Annotated in this window: 16 protein-coding genes; 12 read left to right on the top strand and 4 right to left on the bottom strand. The window is 73.8% G+C overall.

All coding sequences use genetic code 11. The annotated features are described in order from the left end of the window. Window positions 1–5 precede the first annotated feature (5 nt). The 9 genes from ACZ6J5_RS23210 (at window position 6) to ACZ6J5_RS23170 (ending at window position 6784) form a co-directional block, all read left to right on the top strand. On the top strand, window positions 6–635 hold the full coding sequence (locus ACZ6J5_RS23210; protein WP_469394421.1) for a TetR/AcrR family transcriptional regulator: 630 nt from the start codon (window positions 6–8) through the stop codon (window positions 633–635). A 57-nt stretch (window positions 636–692) separates the two neighbouring features. Next, the gene (locus ACZ6J5_RS23205; protein WP_469394420.1) at window positions 693–1457 is read left to right on the top strand and encodes a glucose 1-dehydrogenase; all 765 of its coding nucleotides are present in this window, start codon (window positions 693–695) and stop codon (window positions 1455–1457) included. A gap of 45 nt (window positions 1458–1502) precedes the next feature. Further along, window positions 1503–2018: an NUDIX hydrolase gene (locus ACZ6J5_RS23200; RefSeq protein WP_469394418.1), complete on the top strand. Its 516-nt coding sequence runs from the start codon at window positions 1503–1505 to the stop codon at window positions 2016–2018. Between the two features lie 92 nt (window positions 2019–2110). Continuing rightward, a complete protein-coding gene (locus tag ACZ6J5_RS23195) occupies window positions 2111–2506 on the top strand; it encodes a YidH family protein (RefSeq protein WP_469394416.1) in 396 nt (131 codons plus the stop codon). Beyond that, entirely contained in the window at window positions 2503–2835 is a 333-nt protein-coding gene (locus ACZ6J5_RS23190) for a DUF202 domain-containing protein (RefSeq protein ID WP_469394414.1), read from the top strand. Before ACZ6J5_RS23195 ends, ACZ6J5_RS23190 begins: the two co-directional genes overlap by 4 nt. A 184-nt stretch (window positions 2836–3019) precedes the next feature. Beyond that, a complete protein-coding gene (locus tag ACZ6J5_RS23185; RefSeq protein WP_469394412.1) occupies window positions 3020–3316 on the top strand; it encodes a hypothetical protein in 297 nt (98 codons plus the stop codon). Window positions 3317–3424: 108 nt separating this feature from the next. Next, complete coding sequence (locus ACZ6J5_RS23180) at window positions 3425–4336, top strand: MBL fold metallo-hydrolase (protein WP_469394411.1); 912 nt, start codon at window positions 3425–3427, stop codon at window positions 4334–4336. Window positions 4337–4526: 190 nt separating this feature from the next. Next, window positions 4527–5564 (top strand): phosphotransferase family protein, encoded by a 1038-nt coding sequence (locus tag ACZ6J5_RS23175; protein ID WP_469394409.1) that lies wholly within the window; start codon window positions 4527–4529, stop codon window positions 5562–5564. Between the two features lie 5 nt (window positions 5565–5569). Next, window positions 5570–6784 carry an acyl-CoA dehydrogenase family protein gene (locus ACZ6J5_RS23170; protein WP_469394407.1) on the top strand — a complete coding sequence of 405 codons (1215 nt, stop codon included), beginning with the start codon at window positions 5570–5572 and terminating at the stop codon, window positions 6782–6784. Window positions 6785–6799: 15 nt separating this feature from the next. Here ACZ6J5_RS23170 and ACZ6J5_RS23165 read toward each other — a convergent pair whose 3' ends face one another. From ACZ6J5_RS23165 to ACZ6J5_RS23150, 4 genes are all read right to left on the bottom strand, one after another. Next, window positions 6800–7393: a TetR/AcrR family transcriptional regulator gene (locus ACZ6J5_RS23165; RefSeq protein ID WP_469394405.1), complete on the bottom strand. Its 594-nt coding sequence runs from the start codon at window positions 7391–7393 to the stop codon at window positions 6800–6802. Between the two features lie 380 nt (window positions 7394–7773). Continuing rightward, on the bottom strand, window positions 7774–8679 hold the full coding sequence (locus ACZ6J5_RS23160; RefSeq protein WP_469394403.1) for a PRD domain-containing protein: 906 nt from the start codon (window positions 8677–8679) through the stop codon (window positions 7774–7776). 163 nt (window positions 8680–8842) lie between these two features. Next, complete coding sequence (locus tag ACZ6J5_RS23155; RefSeq protein ID WP_469394401.1) at window positions 8843–10861, bottom strand: glucose PTS transporter subunit IIA; 2019 nt, start codon at window positions 10859–10861, stop codon at window positions 8843–8845. 221 nt (window positions 10862–11082) lie between these two features. Further along, window positions 11083–11856 carry an SDR family oxidoreductase gene (locus tag ACZ6J5_RS23150; RefSeq protein ID WP_469394398.1) on the bottom strand — a complete coding sequence of 258 codons (774 nt, stop codon included), beginning with the start codon at window positions 11854–11856 and terminating at the stop codon, window positions 11083–11085. Between the two features lie 153 nt (window positions 11857–12009). On the opposite strand from ACZ6J5_RS23150, the gene ACZ6J5_RS23145 reads away from it, so the two are divergent. The 3 genes from ACZ6J5_RS23145 (at window position 12010) to ACZ6J5_RS23135 (ending at window position 16046) form a co-directional block, all read left to right on the top strand. After that, on the top strand, window positions 12010–13296 hold the full coding sequence (locus tag ACZ6J5_RS23145; RefSeq protein ID WP_469394397.1) for an exo-beta-N-acetylmuramidase NamZ family protein: 1287 nt from the start codon (window positions 12010–12012) through the stop codon (window positions 13294–13296). Window positions 13297–13384: 88 nt separating this feature from the next. Next, window positions 13385–14737 (top strand): erythromycin esterase family protein, encoded by a 1353-nt coding sequence (locus tag ACZ6J5_RS23140; RefSeq protein ID WP_469394395.1) that lies wholly within the window; start codon window positions 13385–13387, stop codon window positions 14735–14737. Window positions 14738–14819: 82 nt separating this feature from the next. Then, the gene (locus tag ACZ6J5_RS23135; RefSeq protein ID WP_469394393.1) at window positions 14820–16046 is read left to right on the top strand and encodes a serine-threonine protein kinase; all 1227 of its coding nucleotides are present in this window, start codon (window positions 14820–14822) and stop codon (window positions 16044–16046) included. Window positions 16047–16068 lie beyond the last annotated feature (22 nt).

Below are 16068 nucleotides of genomic sequence, written 5' to 3'. Positions count from 1 at the left end.
ATGGCATGGCAAGGACGTCAGGGCCCGAGACCCGGCAGAAACTGATCCGTGCCGCCGAGGAGGTCTTCGCGGCCAAGGGCGTCGACGGCGCCCAGCTGCGGGACGTGGTGAGCCTCGCCGGGCAGGGCAACCCCTCGGCCGTGCAGTACCACTTCGGCTCCCGCGCGGGGCTGCTCGACGCCGTCATGGCGGGCCGCCAGAGGCGCACCGAGCAGGTCCTCGCCCCGCTCCTGGACGCCTGCCCCGACGAGCCGCACGCCCTGGTCGGCGTGCTGGTGACCGCCGAGGCGACCGAACTGCGCGAGGACCGGGGCCGGCGCTGCCTGCGGATCTCCGCGCAGCTCAGCCACGAGAGCGGCATCCGCACCCGCACCCCGCACCCCACGCTCGCGGGCACCGCCTACTGGCGCCTGATCGAGCGCCTGGAGGGCTGCCTGGCCGCCGCCGGGCTCCCCGGACCGCTGCGCCTGGAGCGCCTCGACCTGGCGCTGACCGTGGTCGGCGCGGCCATGGCGGACCGGGCCCGGCAGTACCTGGACGGCAGCGAGCCGCTGACCGGCGAGGGCCTGTTCCTCGCCGACCTCGTCGAGACCACCACCGCACTCCTCGGGGCGGCACCGCCCCGGAGCGTCTGACACCCCCGGACGACCCGCACCATCCCGTCGTCCCCCGCCACCCCCGAAGGGACTCCCATGAACGACCTCACCGGCAAGACCGTGCTCATCACCGGCGGCGCCCGCGGCCTGGGCGCCGAGGCCGCCCGGCAGGCCGTGGCCGCCGGCGCCAACGTCGTGATCACCGACGTGCTCGACAAGGAGGGCGAGGCGACCGCCGCCGAGCTCGGCGAGCGCGCCCGCTTCCTGCACCACGACGTGACCTCGGAGGAGGGCTGGGCGGCGGCCGTCGCGTACGCCGTCGAGGAGTTCGGCGGGCTGCACGGCCTGGTGAACAACGCCGGCATATCGACCGGCGCCCTCCTGGAGACCGAGTCGGTCGAGCACTTCCGCAAGGTCCTCGACATCAACCTGACCGGCGTCTTCATCGGCATGAAGGCCGCGATCCCGGCGATGCGGGAGGCGGGCGGCGGCTCCATCGTCAACATCTCCTCCGCCGCGGGCCTGATGGGCCTCGCGCTGACCGCCGGCTACGGCGCCTCCAAGTGGGGCGTGCGCGGCCTGACGAAGATCGGCGCGGTCGAGCTCGGCACCTCCCGGATCCGCGTCAACTCGGTCCACCCGGGCATGACGTACACCCCGATGACGGCCTCGGTCGGCATCGAGAAGGGCGAGGGCAAGTACCCCAACACCCCGATGGGCCGGGTCGGCGAGGCGGACGAGATCGCGGGCGCGGTGGTCTTCCTGCTCTCGGACGCCGCCTCGTACGTGACGGGCGCGGAGCTGGCCGTGGACGGCGGCTGGACGACCGGCCCGACCGTGAAGTACGTCATGGGGCAGTGAGTCCGCGGGGCCCGTGACGTCACCGGCCGGTGGTTTCATGGGCCCATGAGCGCTGCCGATGAACTCCTCGACGTCGTCGACGAGCACGACCGGGTGATCGGACGGGCCCCGCGCGGTGAGGTGTACGCGCGGGGCCTGATCCATCGCTGCACCTTCATCCGGGTGCGGGACGCCCAGGGCCGGCTCTTCGTCCACCGCAGGACCCCGACGAAGCTGGTCTTCCCCTCGCTGTACGACATGTTCGTCGGCGGCGTGGTGGGCGCGGGCGAGTCGTACGACGACGCCGCCCTGCGCGAGGCCGAGGAGGAGCTGGGCGTGTCCGGGCTGCCCCGGCCCACGCCCCTGTTCCGCTTCCTGTACGACTCCGGGGGCGTCGCCGGGAAATGGTGGTCGGCCGTGTACGAGGTGCGCTGCGAGCTCCCGGTTCGGCCGCAGGCCGAGGAGGTGGCCTGGCACGCCTTCCTGCCGGAGGAGGAGCTGGCGGCGCGGCTCGCCACATGGGAGTGGGTGCCGGACGGCCTCGCCGCGTACGAGCGGCTGCGGGAGCTGGAGGCGGGCTGAGCCGGGGCGGGCCGGGCGGGAGGCGGGCTGAGCTGGGAAGGGTGCCCCGCGCACGTCGGGCGGTGTGATCATCCGACGGATAGGGTGCCTGCGTGAGCGACTTCATACGGAGCCTGCGGCTGTGGTTCGCGCCGCAGCGCCTGCGGGAGGAGGGCGAGACCCCCGACTACCGCTTCTCCCTGGCCAACGAGCGGACCTTCCTCGCCTGGATCCGGACCGCGCTCGCGTTGGTCGGCGGCGGCTTCGCCGTCGACCAGTTCCTTCCCGACCTGCGCTGGGGCGTCCGGGTCGGGCTCGCGCTCGCGCTGCTCGCCGCCGGTGTGCTGTGCGCGCTGCGCGCCGTGAACCACTGGGTCCGCTGCGAGCGGGCCATGCGGCGCGGCGAGGACCTGCCCGTCTCCCGCTTCCCGGCCGTGCTGAGCCTCACGGTCGCGGTGGTCGCCGTCGCGATGGTGGTGGTCGTCGTCTTCGGCTGGGCCGGACGGTGACCCGGCCGGACGCCGGGGGCGGGCCGGACCTCCGGGACCCGGGACTCCAGCCCGAGCGGACCCGGCTGGCCTGGCGCCGCACCACGCTGTCCTGCACCGTGGTGGCCGTGCTCGCGGCCAAGCAGGCCATCCACGACGAGGTGACGGCGGCCGGGCTCCTCGCGGCGGGGCTGTCGGCGCTGGTCTGGATCGGCTTCCTCGCGGTCGCGCACCGCCGGATCCAGGCGCTCGGCGCGGCCCGGCCGAGGGTGCTCCCGCTGCGGGGCGCCTGGCTGGCGGCCGGGTGCGTGATCGCGTTCGCCTCGTTCGCGGTGGCCATCGTGGTCTGAGCGGGAGACCGGGCCCACGGATCACGGCCCACGGCTCGCGGCCCACGGCTCGCGGCCCATTGATCACGGCTCGCGGACCACGGCCCACAGATCACGGCCTGCGGATCACAGATCTGAAGAAACGGACATCTCGGACTAGCCTGAGGTGGTCAGCCGACCCCTCGCAGAGGCGGAGTCCGGAGTCATGAGCGTCACCCACCACGAGCACGCCACCCACACCCACAGCCACGGCCCGAGCTGCGGTCACACCGCCGTCCCGCACCGGGACCACACGGACTACGCGCACGACGGGCACCTGCACCGGGAGCACGCCGGGCACTGGGACGAGTGCGAGTCCTCCGCGCACGTGGCGCACGCCCACCCCGAGCACACCCACGGGCCGGACTGCGGGCACACCGCCGTGCCGCACGGGGACCACGTCGACTACGCCCACGACGGCCACCGGCACGCGGCGCACGAGAACCACTGGGACGACCACTGAGGGACGCCCCCCGGGGGACGGCGGTCCCGGGGACCCGGTTTCCCCCGTACGCGGCCCGGCTGGCACCCTTCCCCCTGTCCAGTCGGGCTCTCATCCGGGGGAAATCCTGTGCCTGCCACCGATCCGTACGTGGTCGAACTCGCGCCGCGCGTCCACGCCTTCGTCCAGCCGGACGGCGGCTGGTGCCTGAACAACGCCGGCTTCGTCGGCGACGGCGGTGACACGCTGCTCGTCGACACCGCGGCCACCGAGCACCGGGCACTGCTGCTGCGCGACGCGGTCCGCGCGGCGGGACTCGCCGCGCCGCGCACGATCGTCACCACCCACCACCACGGCGACCACACCTACGGCAACGGGGTGTTCCGGCCGGGGGCGCGGATCATCGGCCACGAGAACTGCCGGGCCGAGCAGCTCGCCGCCGGACACCAGCTCCATCTGCTGTGGCCCGGCACCGACTTCGGCCGGGTCGACATCCTGCCGCCCGAACTCACCTACCGGGAGGTGCTCACGCTGTACGTGGGCGAGGTCGAGGTGCGGGTGGTCCACCCCGGTCCGGCCCACACCACCGGCGACTCGATCGTCCATCTCCCCGCCCAGGGCGTGGTCTTCACCGGTGACCTGGTCTTCCAGGGCGGCACCCCGTTCCTGCCGATGGGCTCGCTGGCCGGCTCGCTGCGGGCGCTCGACCTGCTGCGCTCGCTGGACGCGCCCACGGTGGTCCCCGGGCACGGCCCGGTCACCGACCCCTCCGCGTACGACGCGACCGAGCGCTATCTGCTCTGGGTGCGGGAGCTCGCCCGCGCGGGGCACGCGAAGGGGGCGTCGCCGCTGGAGACGGCCCGGGGCGCGGAGCTCGGCGAGTTCGCCGCCTGGCGCGAGAGCGAGCGGCTGGTCGCGAACCTGCACCGGGCCTACGCCGAGCTGGACGGCCTGCCGGAGGGGCACCCGCTGGACCCGGTCGCGCTCTTCGGCGACATGGCGGCGATGAACGGCGGCGTCCCGGTGGCCTGCCACGCCTGACCCGCCCGTCCCGCCCGACCCGCCGCCCGCGCGGGACGGCGCACGGGAAACCGGCGCCCCGCGCGGGAGGCCGCCCGGACGGCGCCGCCCCGAGCGGGCCCTCCCCGGGCCCTCCCCGCGGGCCCCTCTGGACGACATACCGACTGGTCGGTCATCATGAACGCCGACGCCGATCCCGGAGGTACCCCGCATGAGCTCCACCCCGCCGCCCGGTTCCCCGCCGCCCGGTCTCGACCCCGGGCGGCTGCGCGGCTTCCTCGACCGCGAGCGGCCCGGACTGCTCGCCGGGCCGCTCACCGCCCGGCTGATCGAGGGCGGCCGGTCGAACCTCACCTACCGGGTGACCGACGGGACGGGCGACTGGGTCGTGCGCCGCCCGCCGCTCGGGCACGTGCTCGCCACCGCGCACGACATGCGGCGCGAGCACCGGGTGATCAGCGCCCTGCGCGGCACCGCCGTGCCCGTGCCGGAGACCGTCGCGCTCTGCGAGGACGAGTCGGTGCTCGGGGCGCCGTTCTACGTCATGGAGTTCATGCCGGGCACCCCGTACCGCTCGGCCGCCGAGCTCGCCCCGCTCGGCCCCGCCCGTACCCGTGAGGCCGTCCTCGGGCTCGTGGACACCCTCGTCGACCTGCACGCCGTGGACCCCGCCGCCGTCGGGCTCGACGACTTCGGGCGTCCCGAGGGCTTCCTCGACCGGCAGCTGCGCCGCTGGGGCAAGCAGCTCGCCGCCTCCCGGGGCCGCGAGCTGCCCGGGATCGACGAGCTGCACTCCGCGCTGGGGCGCGCCCTGCCCGCCTCGCCCGCGCCCGCCGTGGTGCACGGCGACTACCGGCTCGACAACGTCCTCATCGGCGACGACGACCGCATCAAGGCCGTCCTCGACTGGGAGATGTCCACCCTCGGCGACCCGCTCACCGACCTCGGGCTGCTGGTGATGTACAGCGCGCCGCTGGAGCTGCCGGACTCCCCGATCTCGACCACCGCGTCCGCCGCCGGGCACCCGGCGCCCGGCGAGCTGATCGAGCGCTACGCCGCCCGCTCCGGCCGCGACACCGGCGCGGTCTCCTGGTACACGGCCTTCGCCTGGTTCAAGCTGGCCGTGATCCTGGAGGGCATCCACTACCGCTACACCCTCGGGCAGACCGTCGGCGCCGGCTTCGACCGGATCGGCGAGCTCGTCCCCGTCTTCATCGAGCACGGCCTCACCACCCTCCAGGAAGGCTGACCGCCATGGACTTCGCGTACGACGCCCGCACCGAGGAACTGCGGGCGCGGCTCCTCGCCTTCATGGACGAGCACGTGTACCCCGCCGAGGCCGTCGCCCACGAGCAGCGCGCCCGGCTCGCCTCCCCCTGGGACACCCCGGCGGTCGTGGAGGAGCTGAAGGCCGAGGCGAAGCGGCAGGGGCTGTGGAACCTGTTCCTGCCCGACGAGGAGTACGGTGCGGGGCTCACCAACCTCCAGTACGCGCCGCTCGCCGAGATCACCGGCCGCAGCCCCCAGCTCGCCCCCACCGCCCTCAACTGCGCCGCCCCCGACACCGGGAACATGGAGGTGCTCGCCCAGTTCGGCGACGAGGCACAGCGGAAGCAGTGGCTGGAGCCGCTGCTGGCGGGCGAGATCCGCTCGGCGTTCGCCATGACCGAGCCCGAGGTGGCCTCGTCCGACGCGACCAACATCGAGACCCGGATCCGGCGGGACGGCGACGCGTACGTGCTCGACGGGCGCAAGTGGTACATCTCCGGGGCGATGAACCCCGACTGCAAGGTCTTCATCGTGATGGGCAAGACCGACCCCGACGGCGCCGACCTCCGCCGCCAGCAGTCGATGATCCTGGTGCCGCGCGACACCCCCGGCGTCGAGGTGCGGCGGGCGATGCGGGTGTACGGCTACGAGGACCACTCCCACGGCGGGCACGCCGAGGTGGTCTTCGACGGCGCCCGGGTCCCGGCGGCGAACCTGATCGGCGAGGAGGGCGGCGGCTTCGCGATCGCCCAGGCCCGGCTCGGGCCCGGCCGCATCCACCACTGCATGAGGCTCATCGGCATGGCCGAGCGGGCGATCGAGCTGATGTGCCGGCGCGCGGTCTCCCGTACCGCCTTCGGTAAGGCCATCGCCCAGCAGGGCGTCGTGCAGAACTGGATCGCGGACGCCCGCGTGACCGTCGAGCAGCTGCGGCTGCTGGTCCTGAAGACCGCCTGGCTGATGGACACCGTCGGCAACCGGGGCGCGCACACCGAGATCCAGGCCATCAAGATCGCCACCCCGCGCGCGGTGGTCGGCATCCTCGACCGGGCGGTCCAGGTGCACGGCGCGGGCGGGGTCTCCCAGGACTTCCCGCTGGCCGAGCTGTGGGCCGGGGCGCGCACCCTGATGCTGGCGGACGGCCCCGACGAGGTCCACCAGCGCTCGCTGGCCCGCCGGGAGCTGAAGAAGTACCTCTGACGGCTCCCCGTCGGGCTACGGGCGCAGCGCCCGCAGCAGGAGGCCGGCCAGGTGGTCGGCCACCTGCTGCGGGGTGAGCGGGCCGTCGGGGCGGTACCAGGTGGACAGGTGGTGCACCGAGCCGAAGTGGTAGTCCACGACCAGGTCGGCGGGGGTCGCGCCGGAGAACACCCCGGAGTGCTGGCCCTCCTCGACCAGGGCGCGGAAGCGCTCGTGGTAGCGCCGCCGCTCGGCCCGCACCTGCTTGTTCTTCTCGGGGCTGAGGTGGTGCATGGAGCGGAAGAAGATCGCGGCGTCGTCGAGGTTGTCGATCGTGGTGACGACGACGTCGGCGGCGGCGTCCCGCAGCCGCTCCTCCACCGGGGCGTCGGCGCCGGCGAAGGCGTCGAGCCGCTCCTGCTGGAGCCGCAGCACCCGGGAGTAGACCTCCTGGAGGAGGTCCTCCTTGGAGCCGAAGTAGTGGTAGAGGGCGCCCTTGGTGACGCCCGCCGCCTCCACGATCTCCTGGACGGAGGTGCGGTCGTAGCCCTGCTCCGCGAAGAGCCGGGTGGCGGCGGCGAGGAGCCTCTGGGGGACGGGAACCCCGTTGCCGTCCGTCGCCTTGGCCATGCTCCGCCTTCTTTCGTCCGTGCCGGCGCGCGTGCCGGTGTCCACTTCCGGGACCTCGGGTCCCGTCCGAGGATCCTCCCACTTGCCGCCTCGGGCGGCTCCGCCAGGATCTCGGCCCGGCACGGGTGCGCGTCGGCGGCGAGCCGCCGCCCGCAGCGGGCGATTCCCGTGCCGCCGCCACGCTCCCACCGGCCCGGCGTGCGGTGATCGCACGGGTGTGTTCGCGCCCTCACGATACCCCCGCCCGGGTCCATGGCCCTTTCGGAATCTCGCGAGATCACGGGCGGCGGAACGCCCCGCGCGACGCTTCTCGGACGGGCCTCCTCTCAGCCGTGGTGCCGAAGGTCGGCAAGGCTGGGCTGGGGTGTCAGATCCGGCCGTCAGGGCTCCCGGCGCTGCCCCGGCACCGAGGGGCCGCGGAGGTCTCCGGACGTCCCGGACCGCGCGGTCTCGGTCTCCATGGTCATCCGTGCCACATGGAGCGCGAGGTAGGAGACCTCGTCCTCGCTCAGCCGCTGCCCCAGGCGCAGCTCCGCGATCGTCGCCAGCTTCTGCGCGGTGCGCGTCGCCTCGGGATAGTGCTGGCGGATGCCCTTGCCGATGGTCGACTCGTGGCCCTTCAACTGCCGGTGCTGCTGGATCCGTACGAAGAGGTAGCGGACGTGGGTGATGAACCGCGCGGCGTTCATCGACTCCTGCGAGACGTCGAGCCCGTACTGCTCCCCCACGACGGCGAGCATCTGCTGGATGGCCCCCGTCATCGTGTACGTGAAGGACAGGTCGCCCGAGGCGAACCCCGCGTTGACCAGGTGCAGGGCCAGCGCGGTCGCCTCGGCGGGGCCCAGCTTGGGGTCCAGGTGCTCGTTGACGGCGGCCAGCAGGCGCTGCGCCTGGGCGTACTCGGCGGGGTAGAGGGCCTGCACCTCGGCGCGCAGCGGGTACTCGACGACGTGGCCCTGCCTGGCCCGCTCCAGCGCGTTCGCGACGTGGTCGGCGACGGCGATCGCCAGGGTGGGGCGGGTGGACTCGCGCCCCTCGATCCCCGCCTCGCCGAGGGCGATCACCACGGCTCGGAGGACCTCCTCGCCGACGTAGGTGAGGGCCTCGGCGAGGTGGTCCGGATCGCGGCCGTCCTCCGGGACGAAGACGCGCACGATCAGCGCCGGGTCGATGGGTCTGCCCTGCTGGGAGCTGAAGCCGATGCCACGACCGGTGAGGATGACCTCCTGGCCCTTCTCGTCGCGTGCGAGGACCACGTTGTTGTTGAGGACACGCAGTGCCTTCACCCGTCAAGGTTCCTTCCGGTGAGTGGTTCGGATCCGGTCTATGCCCCCTGTGCGCCCGGCCCGGCAGCTCCATACCGGCATACACCGGTATGGAGCTGCTCGTACCCGTCCAATCATCGCGCATCGGCCGCCGTGCTCGCACCGCCCTCCGCGGTGCGGACCGCTACCGCCGTACGGTCACGACGGCGGCGCCGGCCGCGACGGCCTGCCCGGTGTGCGGCACGACCGAGGCGAGATCCGCCGTGTTCGTGACCGTCATGAGCGTGACGGTCGGGTGCCCCGCCCGGCGGACGGCGTCGAGATCGACCTCCACGAGGAGGTCGCCCGCGGACACCCGCCGGCCGGGCGCGACGCGTACGTCGAAGCCCTCGCCCTCCATCTTCACCGTGTCGATGCCGACGTGCACGAGCACCTCGATTCCGTCCGCCGTGCGGATGCCGAAGGCGTGTCCGGTGCCGACGACGGTGACCAGCTCGCCGTCGACCGGGGCGACGACGTGGCCGTCGTCCGGTTCGATGCCGACGCCCTCACCGAGCGCGCGGGAGGCGAAGACCGCGTCCCCGACGTCGTCGAGGCCGACGACCTTGCCGGCGACCGGCGCCCCCAGATCGACGTGCGCGGCGGGCGCGGGCGTCACGGAGCCGGCCGGGCCGGCGTCGCCGCGCTCGGCGGCCTCCGCCGCGTCACGCTCGGCGTTGGTCAGGGTGCGCTCCTCCTTGGTGCGGAAGTCGGAGAAGTACACGAGCGCCATGGAGGTGAAGAAGGCGGCGGCGATCGCGATGACGTAGACCACGGACGGGGAGAAGACCGGGATGGTCAGCAGCGAGGTGAAGGCGAAGGCGTTCGTGTCCACGCCGCCGAGGACGCCGACGATCACACCGCCGACGAGGCAGCCGACGAGCATGCGCGGGTAGATCCGCTTGAAGCGCAGGTGGATGCCGTACAGGGACGGTTCGGAGATGCCGCCGAACAGGCCCGCGGCGAGCGCGCCGGTCGCGGTCTGCCGCATCTCGGTCTCGCGGTGGCGCACCGAGAGGAGCAGCACGCCGGCGGTGGCGCCGAAGCAGGCGAAGTTCCAGGCGCCCATGGGGCCCTGGATGAAGTCGGAGCCGAGGGTGTTGATGTTCTGGAGCATGAGCGCGTTCAGCGGCCAGTGCAGGCCGAGCGGCACGAGGAACGGGTAGAGCAGCGGGATGACGATCGCGAAGACGATCGGCGCGTTGCCGTTCAGCCAGGACAGACCCTCGCCGAGACCGTTGCCGGCCCAGATGCCCATCGGGCCGATGAGGAACGCGGTGACGGGGATCATGATGAGCATGCTGAAGAACGGCACGAAGACCATGTGCACGTTCTCCGGGAAGACGCGCTGCAGGCCCTTGTAGACGAGCGCGAGCACGGCGACCATCAGCAGCGGCACGAACACCTGGCCGCCGTAGTCGTTCAGCTGCATCGGCAGGCCGAAGACGTGCGCCACGCACTCCTGCGTGCCGAGCGTGCCGTTGGTGGTGCAGGTGATGCCGGGGATGCCGGAGTCCTTGTTGAGCATCTTGGTGAAGTCCGGGGTCATCACCGCGGCCATCACGGCCGCGCCGACCCACGGGTCGACCCGCAGCTTCTTGGCCGCGTTGTAGGCGACCAGGATGGGCAGGAAGTACAGCACCGAGCGCCACATGGCGTCGACGAACACCCAGGTGGCGGACTTGTCGGCGGCCCGGAAGTCCATCACGCCGAAGGCGTCGAGCATGGAGGCGATCGCGATGATCAGCGAGGAGCCGAGCAGGACGCCCATGAGCGGGCGGAACGAGTCCGAGAGGTACTCGAAGAAGTTGTCGACCCAGACGTAGCGGCCACGGCCCTTGGCCCGGATCGCCGCCTTGACCTCGGCGTCGGTCCGCTCCCGGGGCGTGCCGCCGCCGCTCATCGACGGCAGGTTCATGATCTCGGCGTAGACGCGGGCGACGGCCCCGCCGATCACGATCTGGAAGCGGTCGCCGGACTGCGGCACCGTGCCCATCACCCCGCCGAGGGCGTCGAGGGCGGCCTGGTCGGCCTTGGCCCCGTCATGGAGCTGGAAGCGAAGCCGCGTCGCGCAGTGCGTGAGGCTCTCGATGTTCTGGGGTCCCCCGACGCCGCGGACGATGTCCTCAGCCAGCGCGTGATTTCCCGGCGCGGTTGTTCGCATGATGCTCCTTCGCATCCCCGGCCCGTTTCCAGGCAACAAAAAAGGCCCGGGTCGCGCCGTAGGGGCGCTACCCAGGCCTTGCCTCACACACCGACGACGCGAGTCCTCGGGGGAGTAACAATCCTGTGATCGGGATCGATCGAACGTCAGTCTAGCAGCGCGCGGCGGGGCCCGGCGCCGTGAGCCCGGTCACCCGCGCGCGGGCCCGGGCTCCGGACGGGTCACCCGCCCGCCCCCTCCCAGGTCCGCTGGAGGCGGTTCATGCCGCGCAGCCAGCGCTCGGGTTCGGTGGCCCTGGCCCCGTAGAAGCCGCTCACCTCGGGGTGCGGCAGGACGAGGAAGCGGTCGGCGGCCATGGCCTCGAAGAGCGCGTCGGCGACGTCCTCGGGCTCGATGGCGGTGGGGGCGAGGACGAGTTCGCCGGCCGTCCCGGAGGCGGTGAGCATGTCCGTACGGACGCCCTGCGGGCAGATCGCGTGGACGTCGAGGCCCCGGTGGCGGTAGGTGAGCGAGAGCCATTCGGCGAAGGCGTACGCGCCGTGCTTGGAGACGCTGTACGGGGCCGCGCCGATCATGGTGAGGAGTCCGGCGGCGGAGACGGTGGACACGAAGCGGCCCCGGCCGCGCTCCAGCCAGTCGGGCAGCAGCGCGCGGGCGGCGCGGACGTGGGCCATGACGTTGACGTCCCAGGCGGCGGCCCAGACCTCCTCGTCGGCGAAGGCGTCGCCGGGCGAGGGGAGTCCGGCGTTGGCGCACCAGACGTCGACGGTGCCGCCGAGCGCCGCACGGGCCTCCTCGACGACCCCGGAGGCGTCGCCGGGGACGGCGAGCGCGCCGATCTCCTCGGCGACGGCCTTGGCGCGGTCCGGGTCGAGGTCGTTGACGACGACCCTGGCCCCCTCCGCGGCGAACCGGCGGGCGAGGGCGGCGCCGATGCCGCCGCCCGCCCCGGTGACGACCACTCCGGCGTCCTCGACGCCCTGCCACGCGCTCATCGGCGGCCCACCTCTCCGTAGCGGCTGTGGATGCAGACTAACCGGTCGGTATGAAGCCGGGGAAGGCTCCGGCGGTACGCCTCGTTCCGCGCGGCCCGGCGGGGCGCTAGCGTGCGTGCCCATGTCAGGGAAGGCGATCAAGGAGGTTTCCGCATGAGCCTGTCCAGACGTGGTCTGCTCGCCGCTGGCGGCGCGCTCGGCGCCGCCGCGGCCGCCGGTACGGCGGCGGGCGCGGGGGCGACGGCCGCCCACGCGGCCCCCGGCGCCGGGCCCGGCTCGGGAGCCCCGGGCCACCGGGTCCGCACCGGCTTCGACCGGCTGGCCGCCGACGGCTACGCGCGCCTGGCCGGGCAGCGGGTCGGCGTCGTCACCAACCCGACCGGCATCACCTCCGACGCCCGGCACATCGTGGACGTGATGCACGCCGACGAGCGGGTCGACCTGGTCGCCGTCTTCGGCCCCGAGCACGGCTTCCGGGGCACCGCCCAGGCCGGCGGCTCGGAGGGACGCTACGACGACCCGGCGACCGGACTGCCCGTCTACGACACGTACCTGAAGAGCGGTCAGGCGCTCGCCGACGTCTTCACCGCCTCGGGCGTCGACACCGTCGTCTTCGACATCCAGGACGTGGGCGCCCGCTTCTACACGTACATCTGGACGCTCTACGACTGCATGGCGGCGGCCGCGCTCGCCGGGAAGCGGCTCGTGGTCCTGGACCGGCCCAACCCGGTGACCGGCCGGGCGGCGCTCGGGCCCGTGCTCGACCGGGCGTACGCGACCTTCGTGGGGCGCGAGCCGATCGCGCAGGCGCACGGGATGACGGTGGCGGAGCTGGCCCGGCTCTTCAACGGGGAGTTCCTGGCGAAGCCGGTGGCGCTGGAGACGGTCACCGCGAGCGGCTGGCGGCGCGGCGAGTTCTTCGACGCCACGGGGCTGCCGTGGGTGCCGCCGAGCCCCAACATGCCGACGCCCGACACCGCGCTCGTCTACTCCGGCACCTGCCTCTTCGAGGGCACCAACCTCTCCGAGGGGCGCGGCACCACCCGCCCCTTCGAGCTGCTCGGCGCGGAGGGGATCGACGGCCGGTGGGCCGCCGCGGCGAACGCCCTGGACCTGCCCGGGGTGCGCTTCCGCGAGGCCTACTTCGCGCCCACCTTCTCCAAGTTCCAGGGGAAGACGGTCGGCGGGCTCCAGCTGATGGTCCACGACCGCGCGGCCTTCGACCCGGTGCGCACCGGGATCGCGCTGCTGGTGACCGCGCGGCGGAGCTGGAGCGGTTTCGCGTGGCGCGCGGACCACTGGATCGACAAGCTGACCGGCTCGGACCGGGTGCGCGCGATGATCGACGCGGGCGCGCCGGCGGACGAGGTCGTGGGCGCCTGGGAGACGGACCTGGCGGCGTTCCGCGCGGTGCGCCGGGGCTACCTGCTCTACCGCTGACCGGGGCCCGGCCGGGGGGCAGGCCCCCGTGCGGTGCCGGGGGCGGGCCGGATGTCCGGCCCGCCCCGCACCGGGTTGGCTGGTCGCCATGAACGTCTCCTTACGGCGCCGCCGCCCCCTGACCGTCCTGCTCGCCGCCCTCTGCGTGGGCCTGCTCGCGCCCGCCGCCCCGGCCGCCGCCCGCCCCGGCGGGGCGCCCGACCCGGCCCGCGCGCTCGCCGCCACCGCCCGCCCCGCGACCGACGTCCGCGCCCTGGAGCGGATCGTCGGCGACGCGAAGGTGGTGGGCGTCGGCGAGGCCACGCACAGCTCCCGCGAGTTCTTCCGGGCCAAGCACGAGATCTTCGAACAGCTCGTGGAGCGCCAGGGCTTCACCACCTTCGCCCTGGAGGCCAACTGGAGCACCGGGCTGCTCGTCGACGCCTATGTGCGCGAGGGCAGGGGCGACATCCGCCGGATCATGCGGGAGGAGTTCCAGAACGCGTACGGCTTCTGGAACACCGAGGAGTACCTGGACCTGTTCACCTGGATGCGGCGGCACAACCTGCGCCACCCGGACCACCCGGTGCGCTTCATGGGCAACGACCTCGGCTACGCGGGCCCCGGGCTCTTCGACGAGGTCACCGGCTATGTGGCCCGGACGCGGCCGGCGCTGCTGCCCCGCTTCCGGGAGCTGTACCGCGCCTCGCGGCCGGCCGGCGCCGTGGACGCCTGGATGAACGCCCACCTGACCCGGCCGCTCGCCGAGCGCGAGGCCATGGCGGCGGACACCGACGCGGCCCTCGCCCTCCTGGAGCGGCAGCCGCCGGCGGGCCGGGACCGGACCGCGCGCGAGGCGCACGCCTGGGCGGTGCAGCACGCGCGGGCCATCGCGCAGGTCGGCAGGGAGTACGCGTACGACCTGCTCGGCGAGCGCGGCGCCCCGCAGACGGCGGAGGCGATGCTGTACCGCGACCGGACGATGGCCGAGAACACGGTCTGGTGGCAGCGCCGCACGGGCGGCCGGATGGTGCTGTCCGCGCACGACGGGCACGTCGGCTACGAGAGCCCCCGGCCCGACCAGTACCCGCGCCTCCAGGGCGCCTTCCTGCGCGACGCGCTGGGCGCGGGCTACGTGGCGATCGGGACCACCTTCGGGCGCGGCTCGTTCAACGCGCACGACACGGAGGCGCCGGGCGAGCCGGTCCGGGAGTTCCGGGTCGGCCCGCTGGGCGCCGACAGCAACGCGCACGTCCTGGACCGGGTGTCGGACCGGCCGTTCCTGCTGGACGTGCGGACCGCGACCCCGGCGGCCCGGCGCTGGCTCGCGGTCGCCCGGCCCACCCGGTCCGTCGGCACGGCCTTCCCGTGGGAGGGCGACGTGACGGACGTACGGCTGGCGACCGCGTACGACGCCGTGCTGCACTTCCCCGAGATCTCGGCGGCGCGGTTCCTCCGCTGACGACTGCCCGTCCCTCCGAGGGGGAAGAATCGGAAGAGAATCCCGGTGCCGACGGCACCCCTCGACGCGGAGGGACGGGGCCATGACGGAGCTGAGTGTCGGGCCGTACCGCGAGATCGTCTTCGACAAGGACGGCGACGGCCCCGGCGGTCCGGCCGGGCAGGCGGCACGGCTCGCCGAGCTCGCCCGCCAGGGATGCACGGACCTGCTGGCCTTCGCGCACGGCTGGAACAACTCGCCCACCACGGCGACCCGTTTCTACTCGGCCTTCTTCGCCCCCTTCCCCGCCCTGACGGGGCCGGGGGTGCGGCTCGGGTACGCGGGAGTGGTCTGGCCCTCGATGATGTTCTCCGACGAGCCGGTCCCCGACTTCGCCGCGCTCGCGGCCACCGTGCCGGGCAAGACGGCGGTGGTGGCGCGGATCGCGGAGCTCGTCGGATCGGCTCCCGCGCGGGAGTCGGCCTTCGCCGAGTTCGGTGCGCTGCTGCGGCAGCTGACGGACACGGACCGGGCCGGGCTGGCGGCGGACGGCGACCCGGAGGTGCCGGCCTTCCTGTGCGCCGATCCGCTCACGACGTACGCGGTGTTCGCGGCCGCGCGGGAGGCGGACGGGCCGGGCGGTCCGCCGGACGACGCGGGGCCCGCGCTGCTGGGCGGCGCGCGTCTGAAGCGCCTGTGGAAGGGCGCCGAGGAGGCGCTGCGCCAGGCCACGTACTACACGATGAAGCGCCGCGCGGGCGTGGTCGGCGCCCGGGGGCTCGGCCCGGTGCTCGGCGAACTCGCGGACGCGGCGCCCCGGCTGCGCGTCCACCTCGCCGGGCACAGCTTCGGCGGCCGGCTGATGGCGCACGCCCTGCTCGGCCTGCCCGAGGGCAGCCGCACGGTGAAGTCGGTGACGCTGCTCCAGGGGGCGTTCTCCCACTACGCGTTCGCCGCGCGGCTGCCCCACGCGCCCGGCCGACGCGGCTCGCTGCCGGACCTCCAGCGCCGGATCGACGGGCCCCTGGTGGCCTGCCACTCCCGGCACGACACCGCGCTGCGGGTGTTCTACCCGCTCGCCTCCCGGCTCTCGCGCGACGACGACGCGCTGCTCGGGCAGGACGAGCGCCGCTGGGGGGCGGTCGGCTACGACGGCATTCAGGCCGTTCCCGGGACGGCCGCCCGCAGCCTCGGCGCGGCCCTGCGGGACGGAGTGCCGGGCTCCGGATGTGTCAGCGTCGACGCGGCCGAGGTGGTCTCGGAGCATAGTGACGTCTGCCACCCGGAGCTGGCCCGAGTGGTCGCGAAGGCAGGGCGGTTCGGCGGCTGAGACACGGATCCGCGCTCCGCGC

The sequence above is a fragment of the Streptomyces sp. NPDC042100 genome, assembly GCF_055582325.1.
This window is presented reverse-complemented; position numbering and strand designations above follow the sequence as displayed.